The organism is Rhodobacter capsulatus (assembly GCF_003254295.1).
In the GTDB taxonomy this organism is placed as follows: Bacteria; Pseudomonadota; Alphaproteobacteria; order Rhodobacterales; family Rhodobacteraceae; genus Rhodobacter; species Rhodobacter capsulatus.
In genome coordinates this window covers 36983-48841 of record NZ_QKZO01000006.1, presented here as the reverse complement: position 1 = coordinate 48841, position 11859 = coordinate 36983, and the positions used below count along the sequence as shown (strand labels likewise).

Annotated in this window: 11 protein-coding genes; 4 read left to right on the top strand and 7 right to left on the bottom strand. The window is 65.8% G+C overall.

Annotation, left to right across the window (positions count from 1 at the left end):
* Positions 1 to 24 precede the first annotated feature (24 nt).
* On the top strand, positions 25 to 2040 hold the full coding sequence (locus tag LY44_RS09935) for a M3 family metallopeptidase (RefSeq protein ID WP_055211617.1): 2016 nt from the start codon (positions 25 to 27) through the stop codon (positions 2038 to 2040).
* Positions 2041 to 2202: 162 nt separating this feature from the next.
* Here the strand turns inward: LY44_RS09935 and LY44_RS09930 are convergent, their stop codons facing one another.
* Positions 2203 to 3084: a cation diffusion facilitator family transporter gene (locus LY44_RS09930; protein WP_055211615.1), complete on the bottom strand. Its 882-nt coding sequence runs from the start codon at positions 3082 to 3084 to the stop codon at positions 2203 to 2205.
* A gap of 51 nt (positions 3085 to 3135) precedes the next feature.
* Positions 3136 to 3756: an SH3 domain-containing protein gene (locus LY44_RS09925; RefSeq protein WP_055211613.1), complete on the bottom strand. Its 621-nt coding sequence runs from the start codon at positions 3754 to 3756 to the stop codon at positions 3136 to 3138.
* Between the two features lie 87 nt (positions 3757 to 3843).
* Here LY44_RS09925 and LY44_RS09920 point away from each other — a divergent pair, with 87 nt between their 5' ends.
* The gene (locus tag LY44_RS09920; protein ID WP_055211611.1) at positions 3844 to 4830 is read left to right on the top strand and encodes a 2-hydroxyacid dehydrogenase; all 987 of its coding nucleotides are present in this window, start codon (positions 3844 to 3846) and stop codon (positions 4828 to 4830) included.
* 67 nt (positions 4831 to 4897) lie between these two features.
* Here LY44_RS09920 and LY44_RS09915 read toward each other — a convergent pair whose 3' ends face one another.
* The gene (locus tag LY44_RS09915) at positions 4898 to 5491 is read right to left on the bottom strand and encodes a hypothetical protein (RefSeq protein WP_055211609.1); all 594 of its coding nucleotides are present in this window, start codon (positions 5489 to 5491) and stop codon (positions 4898 to 4900) included.
* On the opposite strand from LY44_RS09915, the gene LY44_RS17655 reads away from it, so the two are divergent.
* Together LY44_RS17655 and LY44_RS09910 are read left to right on the top strand one after the other, a co-directional pair.
* Positions 5478 to 5726 (top strand): hypothetical protein, encoded by a 249-nt coding sequence (locus LY44_RS17655; RefSeq protein ID WP_146707226.1) that lies wholly within the window; start codon positions 5478 to 5480, stop codon positions 5724 to 5726. The two genes, LY44_RS09915 and LY44_RS17655, sit on opposite strands and share 14 nt — an antisense overlap.
* Positions 5727 to 5837: 111 nt before the next feature.
* The gene (locus LY44_RS09910; RefSeq protein WP_055211607.1) at positions 5838 to 8336 is read left to right on the top strand and encodes a GcvT family protein; all 2499 of its coding nucleotides are present in this window, start codon (positions 5838 to 5840) and stop codon (positions 8334 to 8336) included.
* Between the two features lie 155 nt (positions 8337 to 8491).
* On the opposite strand, the gene LY44_RS09905 is transcribed toward LY44_RS09910, so the two are convergent.
* The 4 genes from LY44_RS09905 to LY44_RS17940 all read right to left on the bottom strand — a co-directional run bounded on the left by LY44_RS09905 (position 8492) and on the right by LY44_RS17940 (position 11287).
* Complete coding sequence (locus LY44_RS09905) at positions 8492 to 9325, bottom strand: glycoside hydrolase family 25 protein (protein ID WP_055211605.1); 834 nt, start codon at positions 9323 to 9325, stop codon at positions 8492 to 8494.
* A 99-nt stretch (positions 9326 to 9424) separates the two neighbouring features.
* On the bottom strand, positions 9425 to 9784 hold the full coding sequence (locus LY44_RS09900) for a carboxymuconolactone decarboxylase family protein (protein WP_055211603.1): 360 nt from the start codon (positions 9782 to 9784) through the stop codon (positions 9425 to 9427).
* 46 nt (positions 9785 to 9830) lie between these two features.
* Positions 9831 to 10904 (bottom strand): NAD(P)/FAD-dependent oxidoreductase, encoded by a 1074-nt coding sequence (locus LY44_RS09895; RefSeq protein ID WP_055211601.1) that lies wholly within the window; start codon positions 10902 to 10904, stop codon positions 9831 to 9833.
* Positions 10905 to 11113: 209 nt separating this feature from the next.
* Positions 11114 to 11287, bottom strand: a complete 174-nt coding sequence (locus tag LY44_RS17940) for a hypothetical protein (protein WP_162838695.1) — start codon at positions 11285 to 11287, stop codon at positions 11114 to 11116.
* Positions 11288 to 11859 lie beyond the last annotated feature (572 nt).

Genomic DNA, 11859 nt, shown 5'->3' with positions numbered 1-11859 from the left:
GCTTCGGGCCAAAGGAGTGCACGCATGACCAACCCGCTTCTGGCCGAGGGCATCGGCCCCTTCGCCCTTCCCGATTTCGCCGCGATCACCGACGCCGATTTCGGCCCCGCCTTCGATCAGGCCCTGACCGAGGCGCGCGCGACGATCGCGGCCATCGCGGCCAACCCGGAACCGCTCAGCTTCGCCAACACCATCGAGGCGCTGGAACTGGCCGAAGGCCTGCTCGACCGGGTGTCGGGGGTGTTCTACAATCTGGCGGGCGCCGACAGCACCCCCGCGCGCGAGGCGCTGATGCGCGATCTGGCGCCGAAGATAGCGGCCTTTGCCTCGGAAGTGACGATGAACCGGCCGCTGTTTGCCCGGATCGAGACGCTCTGGGCCGCCCGCGACAGTCTGGATCTGAGCCCGGAACAGGCCCGGGTGCTGGAGCTTTATCACCAGATGTTCGTGCGCTCCGGCGCGGCGCTTGCGGGCGCCGATGCCGAGCGGATGACCGAGATCAAGGAACGGCTGGCGGTGCTCTCGACCGCCTTTTCGCAAAACCTGCTGGCGGATGAACGCGACTGGTTCCGGCCGCTCGCCGAAGACGAGTTGCAGGGCCTGCCCGATTTCGTCGTGGCCGCCGCGAAGGCGGCGGGAGAGGAGCGCGGGCAGGCGGGTCCGGTGCTGACGCTGAACCGCTCGCTGATCGTGCCGTTTTTGCAATTTTCCCCCCGCCGCGATCTGCGCGAGCTGGCCTATGAGGCCTGGGGCGCGCGCGGGGCGAATGGCGGGGCGACCGACAACCGGCTGATCGCGGCGGAAATCCTGAACCTGCGCGAGGAACGGGCGAAGCTTCTGGGCTATGAGAGTTTCGCCGCCTACAAGCTTGACCCCGAGATGGCGAAGACCCCCGCCACGGTCCGCGATCTCTTGATGCGGGTCTGGACGCCCGCCAAGGCCGCCGCCGAGGCCGATGCGGCGAAACTGACGGCGATGATGCATGACGACGGCCTCAATGGCGATCTGGAGGCCTGGGACTGGCGCTATTATTCCGAAAAGCGACGCGTCGCCGAGCATGATTTCGACGAGACGGCGCTGAAACCCTATCTCTCGCTCGACGCCATGCTGGCGGCGATGTTCGACACCGCGCACCGGCTTTTCGGGCTCGACTTCCGCCCGATCGAGGGGCCGTTCTATCACCCGGACGTGCGCGGCTGGGAGGTCAGCCGCAAGGGGCGCCATATCGCGGTGTTTCTGGGCGATTATTTCGCGCGGCCCTCGAAACGCTCTGGCGCCTGGTGCTCGGCGATGCGGTCGCAAAAGAAGCTGGGCGGCGAGACGCGGCCGATCGTGGTCAATGTGTGCAACTTCGCCAAGGGCGATCCCTGCCTGTTGTCCTATGACGACGCGCGCACGCTGTTTCACGAATTCGGTCATGCGCTGCATCAGATGCTCTCCGATGTGACCTATCAATTCGTCTCGGGCACCTCTGTCGCGCGCGATTTCGTGGAACTGCCGAGCCAGCTTTACGAACATTGGCTGGAAGTGCCCGAGGTGCTGGAACGTCACGCAAGGCACTGGCAGACCGGCGCGCCGATGCCGAAAGCCCTGCGCGACAAGCTGCTCGCCGCCGCGACCTACGATCAGGGCTTCCTGACGGTGGAATTCGTCGCCTCGGCGCTGGTCGATCTGGCCTTTCACGAAGGCGCGGCCCCCGCCGATCCGATGGCGCTGCAGGCGCAGGTTCTGGCCGGGATCGGGATGCCGAAGGCGATCCGCATGCGCCATGCGACGCCGCATTTCGGCCATGTCTTCAGCGGCGACGGCTATTCCGCGGGCTATTACAGCTACATGTGGTCCGAGGTGATGGATGCCGACGCCTTCGCGGCTTTCGAGGAAACCGGCGACGCTTTCGACCCCGCCACGGCGGAGCGGCTGGAACGCTGCATCCTGTCGGTGGGCGGGTCGGTGCCCGCCGATGCCGCCTGGCTGGCCTTCCGGGGCCAAACCCCGGGGGTCGAGGCGCTGCTGAAGGGGCGGGGCCTTCTGGAGGCCTGAGGGACCGGATCCGACCGGCGGAGGCGGGGGTTTCACACCCCCGCACCCCCGTGGGATATTTTCGCCAAGGTGAAAGGGAGCCCGGGCTTTGCTTTCACCTTGGGACAAATATCCCGGGGGGAGCCTCCGCAGGAGGCCGGGGGGCAGCGCCCCCCGCCTTGGCTAGCCTTGCCAGACATCCATGTGGATGATCACATCGGCCTGCGGATAGGCCTCGCGGATGGCGCGTTTCAGGTTGCGGGCGATCGCATGGGCGGCCTCGAGCGACTGCGCGCCATCCAGTTCGATATGCAGCTGCACGAAGATGCGCGCGCCCGCGGTGCGGGTGCGCAGGTCGTGAAAGCCGCGCACGCCGGGCGAGACCGCCGCGATCTCGGCGATGCCCTGCACCACATCGGCGGGGGCGGCGCGGTCCATCAGCGCGTGCCAGCTGGCAAGGCCGATCTGCAACGCGCCGCGCAGCATCAGGGCGGCGGCGAAAATCGCGATTACGCTGTCGGCGCGCGACCAGCCGAACCGGGCCGAAAGACCCAGCGCCAGAATCGCGCCCAGCGTTGGCAGCAGGTCGCCGACGTAATGCAGCATGTCGGCCGCCACGACCTTGTTGCCGGTCATCCGCGCCACGCGGCGTTGCCACAGCACCAGCGCCGCCGTCAGCCCGGCGGAAACCGCCATCACCGCGATCCCCGCGCCCTCGGCGGCGAGCGGCACCGAAGGCGACATGAGCCGCTCGGTCGAGACCCAGAGGATCAGCCCGCCCGAGGCCGCGACAAAGATCGCCTGACCGAGCGAGACCAGATCCTCGATCGCGCTGTGCCCGAAGGTGTGATCGTCATCGGCGGGCCGCGCCGCATAGATGATCGCCGCCAGACCCGCCGCCGAGACGAAAAGATCCATCGCCGAATCGGCCAGCGAGGCGGCGATCGACAGCGCCCCGGTCGCCCAAAGCGCCCAGAGCTTCAGCACGACCAGCACCGCGGCAACGCCGACCGAGGCGAGCCCGGCCGAGAGATTCAGTTTCTGCGAAGCGGCATCATAGGGCATGAACGACTCGGGGCTGGGATGCGGGCCCTGTCCCTAACCGATCTGGCCGCCTCAGTCACGGATTTCATCCGCGTCCACACCCCAGATCGCCGTTTTCGGCACCCAGCCGTCGGCCTCCTCGGCGCTGATCTCGCACCAGTCCGGGGTGCAGTTTTCCAGCTGGGCCACCGCCCCCATCTCGGCCAGCGCCACCACCGCCGATTTCGCATCGGCGCGGGCATGCAGCTCGGTCATGTCATCCTCGACGATCACCGTGCGCACGCCCGACAAAAGCGCGTAATGCACCCAGCCGCCCGCGCCGTCGCGGTCTTCGACCCGGCGCCAATGGCCGAATTCCGCGGTGACCCGCAGGGGCATGCCGGGATGGGTGAAGACCCAGTCGATGCGGTGCGACAGCGAGGGGCCGCGCCGCGCATTGCCCTCGGAGCCCTTGAGCGAGACATAGCGCGGCAAGGGCAGGTTCGTCACCGGACCGCGGCCGCTTTGCGCGGCCAGCGCCTGCGCCACCGCCTCGTCGGTGGGGGTCGGGCTGTCATCCACCTCCTGCGCGGGCGCAGGCAGCGTGCCAAACCCCAGTACCGCGGCCAGAATCAGCCCCGCCAGCCTGGGCGACAGGTGTTGTTCACGATCGCGCGCGCAACAAAATTGCGCTAACACGCCAAAAATCGTCATTTCTGCTCTCTCCGGGCCTTGTAACTTGCCCCTTTGACGGTCAATTTGCACGCAAGCAGACAAGTTTGGAAGAGAGGAGAGACAACCATGCCCGCACCGCGACTGAGTGTTGTCGTGACGCGACGGTTGCCCGAGGTGGTCGAGACGCGGATGAAGGAACTCTTCGAGGTCACCCTGCGGGAGAGCGACGACAAGATGACCCGCGAGGAGTTGGTGGCGGCGATGCAGCGGGCCGACGTGCTGGTGCCGACGCTGACCGACCACATCGATGCCAACATGCTAGCCGGGGCAGGCAACCGCTTGCGCCTGATCGCGAATTTCGGCGCCGGGGTGGATCACATCGATGTCGCCTCGGCGCGCTCGCGCAATGTGCTGGTGGCCAATACTCCGGGCGTGGTGACCGAGGACACCGCCGACATGGTGATGTCGCTGATCCTGGCCGTCACCCGGCGCATCCCCGAGGGGCTGGCCGGGATGGCGCGCGGCGACTGGCAGGGCTTCGCGCCGATGGCGAATCTGGGCGGGCGGATCGGTGGCAGGCGGCTGGGCATCATCGGCATGGGCCGGATCGGTCAGGCGGTCGCGCGCCGCGCCGCCGCCTTCGGGATGGAGATCCATTACCACAACCGGCGCCAGCTGCGCCCCGAGACCGAGGCCGATCTGAAGGCGACTTTCTGGGACAGTCTTGACCAGATGGTGGCGCGGATGGACGTGATTTCGGTGAACTGCCCGCACACGCCCTCGACCTTCCATCTGCTCAACGCGCGGCGGCTGAAGCTGATGAAACCTTCGGTGGTGATCGTGAACACCTCACGCGGGGAGGTGATCGACGAAAACGCGCTGGTGCGGGCGCTGAAGGCCGGTGAGGTGGCCGGGGCGGGGCTTGATGTCTATGAACACGGCGCCAACATCAACCCGGCGCTGCGCGAGCTGCCCAATGTGGTGGCGCTGCCGCATATGGGCTCGGCCACGCGCGAGGGCCGGATCGAGATGGGCGAAAAGGTGATCTTGAACATCAAGACCTTTGCCGATGGCCATCGGCCGCCGGATTTGGTCGTGCCCGGCTTGCTGTAAGCGAAAGGGCGGCCGCGGGGCCGCCCTTTTCACATGCTGCTGTCGCATCGCGGGCGGCTGGTCGCGGTCACATCGTCAGCCGGACGGCGCGGCCATTCTGGCGGTCGGGGCTGACGGCGGTCAGCGACATCGTCGAGTAGGCGCCCTCGCGCGCCTGCGCGGCTTTCTGCTGGCTTTGCATCTGTTCCTGCGCTGAGGGCTTGTCGATCAGGCTGGTGCCGCGGCGGGCGCGCCCCTCGGCCAGAGCCTGCTCGCTCATCTGCCGCAGGGCGTCATCCTGCTTGCTGATGTCGACACGGGTCTGCGACAGATCGACCTTTTGCGCCAGCGGCGAGGTCTGTTCGATCAGCGCGTTCATCTCTTCGACGCTGCCGCCGGGCTTGCCGCCCGCCTGCTGCTCCTTGAGCACCTCGACCGGCGTCGGCTCGCGGACCTTCATTTCGCTGGCCGCTTCCGCCGCGATCTTCTTGACGGAATAGACGGCCCCCGCGGGCTGGGTCTCGGTGCTGGCGATTTCGCGCTTCATCCGGTCGGAGGCGGGGTTTTCAGGCATCTGCCGCGCCTCTTTCGAGACGTCGCGCAGCCCGCTTTGCGGGGTCGTGTCCTGGCTTTTGGCTCGTGTCACCGGGCCCGCCAGCGAGGCCTCGATGACCTGGCCCATCAGCTTGCGGGAAGGGGCGCTGCTGCCGCCCGCGGCTGCGGGGACCGCGCTGGTGCCGCCGCTGCTGGCGGCGGGTTGCGACGCGGCCGCGCGGGAAGACCCGCCCGAGACGGCAGTGACAGGAGAGACGGCAGAGACGGAAGCAACAAGCGACATGACAGCCTCGGACCACAAATTCCGTGCAACCTTACACCCGAAGGCGTCGCAGATCATGGAAAAGCTCACCAAATGGTAAACTTGCGGCAGCGCGAGGGGGGCATGTCGTTTTTTGCCATCAAATGTCGGCGACGCTTGCCCGAAGCTTCGCCAACCTGCGACAACGGGGGAAACGCTTCAGGAGTGTCCGATGAAGACCCATGTCAAAGCCCTTGTCGTCGGCGGCGGTGCCGTTGGCTGTTCGATTGCCTATCACCTGGCCAAGGCGGGCTGGGAGACGATGCTTGTCGAGCGGGACGAGCTGACCTCGGGCTCGACCTGGCATGCGGCCGGTCTGCTGCCGCTTTTCAACATGAGCTATGCGACGACGCATATCCACAAATATTCGGTTGATCTTTACAAGCAGCTGGAGGCCGAGACGGGCCTGAACGCGGGCTTTTCGGTCTGCGGCAACCTGCGCATGGCGCAGACGCAGGAGCGGATGGACGAATACATGCTCTATTCGAGCGTGGCCGAGACCGCGGGCGTCTATCACGAATTCCTGACGCCCGCGCAGATTGCCGAACGCTGGCCGCTGGTGCGCACCGACGACCTGAAGGGGGCGCTGTTCCACCCGCAGGACGGCTACATCAACCCGGCCGACGTGACCCAGGCGATGGCCAAGGGCGCCCGGCAGCGCGGCGTGGACATTGTCCGCAAGCTGCAGGTGAACGGCTACAAATGGACCGGCTCCGAATGGATCGTGACGCTGGAAAAGATGGTCGAAAAGGGCGGCAACCTGGTTGGCTCGGGCGAGCTGATCGAGGTGCATGCCGAACATGTCGTCACCGCGACGGGCAACCACGCGCAGCGCACCGCCCGGCTTCTGGGCATCAAGATCCCGGCGATTCCGGTCGAGCACCAGTTCATCGTCACCGAGCCCGATCCGATGCTGCAGGAATGGCGCAAGTCGAACCCGGAACATCCGGTGCTGCGCGATGCCGATGCGAAATGGTATGTGCGCGAGGAACGCGGCGGCTGGATTTTGGGCCCCTATGAAAAGGGCGCCCCGGCCCGGTTCCTCTATGACGTGCCGGAGACCTTCCGCGCCGATCTTTTCCCGCTTGATCTGGAACGGATCGAGGCGGAATACATGTCGATGATCCACCGGCTGCCGTCCTCGGAAACCGTGGGTCTGAAAGACGATTTCAACGGCCCGATCTGCTACACGCCCGATGGCAACCCGCTGGTCGGCCCCGCGCCCGGTCTGCGCAACATGTGGCTGGCGGAAGGCTTCAGTTTCGGCATCACGGCGGCGGGCGGCACCGGCTATTATCTGGCGCAGATGATGGTCGAGGGCGAGGCCGAGATCGACATGGCCAGCCTTGATCCCAAGCGTTACGGCAGCTGGATGACCACCGAATATGCCGCGCGCAAGAACGAGGAATGCTACGATCACGTCTTCATCCTGCATCACCCGGATGAAGAACGCGAAGCCTGCCGCCCGCTGCGCACCGCGCCCGCCTATGACCGGCAGCTCGCGCTTGGCGCGCAGATGGGGCAGGTGAACGGCTGGGAGCGGCCGAACTACTATGGCCCGCTCGATGCGGCCCCGGATTTCGATCACAATTCCCGCAGCTTCCGCCGCGGCGCCTGGTGGCCCCATGCGGTCGCGGAAGCGCAAGCGATCCGCGACACCGCGGGGATCATCGACGCCTCGGCCTTCACCAAGCATCTGCTGCGTGGCCCCGGCGCGACGGCCTTCCTCGACCATTTCACCTGCAACAAGCTGCCCGCGGTGGGGCGCATCAACCTGACCTATGCGCTGACCGATGCGGGCACGACGCGGACGGAATATACGATCGTTCGTCTGGCCGAGAATGAATACTACCTGATCTCGGCCGGGGCCTGGACGGCCTATGATTATGACTTCCTGCAGAAATCTGCCGATGACTTCATGGCTTCGGGCGGTGGTCATATCGACATCCACGATGTCACCACGCAATGGGGCGTCTATGCGCTGGCGGGTCCGAATGCCCGCGCGATCCTGTCCGAGATCGTCAAGGATGCGGCGCCGGACACCGTTCTGGGCAACAAGCGCTTCCCCTGGCTCAGCTGTCGCACCATCGAACTGGGCATGTGCCCGGTCCGCGCGATCCGCGTCGCCTATACGGGCGAACTTGGCTGGGAACTGCATTACCCGATCGAATTCGGCCGCTACCTCTGGGATCTGATCTGGTCGGTCGGGCCGAAACACGGGCTGAAACCGGTCGGCGCCCGGGCGCAGAACTGGCTGCGGCAGGAGAAGAGCTACCGCGCCTTCGGCAACGAATTGGGCCGGGATGCGACGCCGATGGAAGCCGGGCTGGATCGCTTCATCGACCTGTCCAAGGAGTTCCGCGGCAAGCAGGCGATGCTTTCGACCGGCATTCGCGCGAAATGCGTGACGCTGCTGATCGACGGGCCGTCGGACTCCGACCCTTGGGGCAAGGAAGCGCTGATCCACAACGGCGAAAAAGTCGGTCGTCTGACCTCGGGCGGCTGGTCGGTGGCCTTCGGCAAGCAGATCGGCATGGGCTATGTCCGCCCCGATCTGGCCGAGGTCGGCACGAAGCTGAAGGTGAAGATCCAGTTGAAGGAATGGGATGCGGTCGTCACCGAGGACAGCCCGCATGATCCGACGAACGCCCGCATCCGCAAGGATGGCTGAAACAGGCGGGCCGGGGGAAACCCCGGCCCTTTCGCGTCGGGGCTACCGTCGCAAGGGCGTATTTGGGCCAAGAAAAAGCCCGGTGCGTTTCACCTTGGGCCAAATATCCCGGGGGGAGTCCCGCAGGGACGGGGGGCAGCGCCCCCTTTTTCGCTTCAGCGCTGGGTGCGGGCGGCGAGCCAGCTTTCCCAGGCCCCGCGCGAGCCCGCAAAGGCGTTGATGTCGACGATGCCGCCGACGCCGGGCACGACGCCGGTGCCGGTATATTGCCAGAAGGTCCAGCGCTCGCCCGGGTAGCGTTCGGAGGGATGCGCCGTCACCGCGCGCAGCCAGAAATCCACCCCAGACAAGCTGCCCAGATCGTTGTCCTTGTAGAAATCCGGTGTGGTATAGACGACGGGCCGGGTGCCGTAATGGCGTTCCAGCAGGCTCAGGAAGGTCCGCATTTCCGATCGCACCGTGGCGGCATCGGGGCGGGCCTTGCAGCTGGGCGAATCGGGGTTCCATTCGATGTCGAGCACCGGCGGCAGATCGCCCTGCCGTTTCGGAATGTTGCGGATGAACCAGGCCGCCTGTTCCGAGGCCGGGCGGCAGAAATAGAAGAAGTGATAGCCGCCGACCGGCACCCCCGCCGCCCGCGCCGCGCTGGCGTTCAGATCGAAGCCCGGATCGACGCGGTCGCCGCCCTCGGTCGCCTTGAGCCAGGCAAAGGACACCCCCGCCCGCCGCGCCGCCGCCCAGTCGATCGCGCCCTGATAGCGCGCGGCGTCAAGCCCGTGCACCGCATAATGCGCAGGCGTGATGCCCTGCCATTCATGCGGATCGGTGTCGCCGAAGCCCGCAGGCAGGCCCGGGGCGCGGTGATCGGCGGGATCAAGCCTGCCGGGGGTCTCGAGCCGCCCCTTCACCGGGCCGGAATCCGGTCGGCCGCCACAGCCAAGAACCAGCGCGCAAAGCGCCGTGGTGAAAAGGATCGTGGAAATCCGCATGCCTGCCTCTGCCCGTGCTGGTCTGATTTGCCCCAAGGGTGACGCAAAACGCCCCCGCTGTCACGGGGGCGTGGCCGGGCTGGCGGAAATTTGCGACGCTCAGGCGGTGGTGGGGCCCGGTTGCTCGGCGGCGAGTTCGTCCCAGCAGGCAAGGGCATGCGCCGCATACATCATCGCCGGGCCGCCGCCCATCTGGATCGCCACCGCGCAGATGTCGGCCAGCTCTTCGCGGGTGCCGCCCGCGCGCATCATCGCGCCGATGTGAAAGCCGATGCAGGGTTCGCAGCGCTGCGCGATGCCCATGGCCAGCGCGATCCATTCCTTTTGCCGCTTGTCCATCACCCCGTTCTCGGTGATGGCCTTTTCCATCTCGCCAAAGCCGCGCATCGCCTCGGGGATGACTTTGCGCATCACCCGCAGCTCGCCGCGCATCGTTTCGATCTTCGTCTTGTAGCTCATCTGGGCCTCCTTATTTGAGACCTAGATATATTCATAGTTTGGAATGTCAATCGAAACGCGACGGGGCGAGCGCGGACAGAAGCGCGCGGTCAAGCGCGGGTTGGCGGCCCGCGATCAGATCTGCGACCAGCTCGGCCGCCGCAGGCGCCAGCTGGAAGCCGTAGCCGCCCTGACCGGCAAGCCAGAAAAAGCCGGGCGCGGCGGTGTCAAAGCCGATCACCGGCGCACGGTCCGGCGCAAAGCTGCGCAGCCCGGCCCAATTCGCCAGAAGCCGGGTCACCGGGGCGGTCACCGCCTCCTCATAGCGCGCCAGCCCCTCGGCCAGAACCATGTCATCGGCCCAGGCGTCCTGCGGCTCCACCGGGTCCTCGTCGGCGGGCGAGACGATCAGTGCCCCGGCGTCGGGCTTCATGTACCAGTCCTCGCCCCCGCCGATCACCATCGGCCAGCTGCGGACATCCAGTCCCTCGGGGGCGGGGATGCGCGCCATCGAGCGGCGCAGCGGCGTGATGCCGAGGGTCTTCACCCCGGCCAGCGCGGCGAGCTGATCGGCCCAGGCGCCCGCGGCATTGATCACGATCTTTGCGGTGAAGACGACGCCCCCGGCCTCGACCTCCCAGCCCGCGGGCAGGCGGGTGATCCGGGTGGCGCGGGACCGGGTGCGGATCGTCGCCCCGGCCGCCTTGGCCTCGCGGGTGTAGCGGGCCAAAAGCGCGTCGGTGTCGATGTCCTTCGCCCGGTCGGCATAGCCCGCAAAGGCCACCGTCGCGGGGTTCAGGATCGGCCAGAGCGCCTGCGCCGCGGGGATTGTCAGCGCATCCAGTTGAAAATGCTGAAGATGGTCGCGAAACCGGGCCTCATGCGCGGCATCATCCACCACCATCAGCCCGCGCGGGGTCAGCAGCCCGGAGCCTTCGTAAAAGCCCTGCGAGGCGAGCGAGAGCGCCACCACGACCGGATTGCCATAGCGCGGTTCATAAAGCGCGGCCGAGCGCCCCGAGGCGTGATAGGCCAGATCGGCCTCGGCCTCGAGCAGGGTCAGGCTGCCGAGAGGCGCGAGATGGGCGGCCGCGGAAAGCCCCGCGATGCCGCCGCCAAGAATGAGGAAATCGGTCTGCATGGCGGCAGGTTAGTGGCGGGCAGGCCGGTTGAAAAGGGAGATTGCATCGCGGCTTGCCCCGGGCTTAGGCTGAGGACAGCCAAGGAGGGCGCGATGAAACAGGTTTGGATGCTTGGACTTCTGCTGGCTCTGGCGGCTTGCGGCGACAGCGTGCCGTTGGTGCCGTTCCTTTGAGAAAATGCGGCGCGCTTGTGACGCGCCGCGAGGGATCACTTCTCCTTGCGGACGCCCTTGAAAGGCGTCTTGTCAGAGGTTTTGACGTCCAGGAACCGGCCGGTTTCGGTGTCGCGCTTGACCCAGTGTCCAGAAGGAGTCTGGGTTTGAGAACGATCCTTGACGGCACCGTTACGGTGATTGTCACCTTTCGGGGGATTGGTCGCCATTGCGGTCCTCTCAGCTCACATGACAGCCGGGGCAGCAATGTTTGCAGCCATTGATGCGATTCCAGCTCGGATGACGCCGCTTGGCCTCGGATATCGCATAACTGCAGTGAGAGAAGTCCCCCAAATACTCCCGATTGCTTTGAGCAGGGAGCCACAGACAGCTGCCAGTATGAACCTCATAGTCCCCATTGGGCTGCTGGTTCGTGTTGAGATAATAGTTCGCCATTTTCCTCGCTCCTTAGCTTGAGGAATTGATTGCATTGGAGCGGACGAAGGCTTAGAAACAAAGCGCAACCAGAGACTCATGGCGGTTTCGTCCGCTTTTGTTTTCGAGAAGGCCGACCCTATGGTCGGTCTTTTTGATTCACGGTCCTGCTTAGGGGCAACCTCCCACGATTTCGATATCACAGAATCAGGCAGGCTGCCCGACACTGTTAACGATAAGGGGAATCCGCGAGCGAGTCCAGTCGGAACCATATATGGCGCGTTTCGCACCAAGCCGCGTCTATGTTGATTCTAGGCCAATATATTGTGGATATCAACTGATATTATACATGATTTCAAGAAATTCT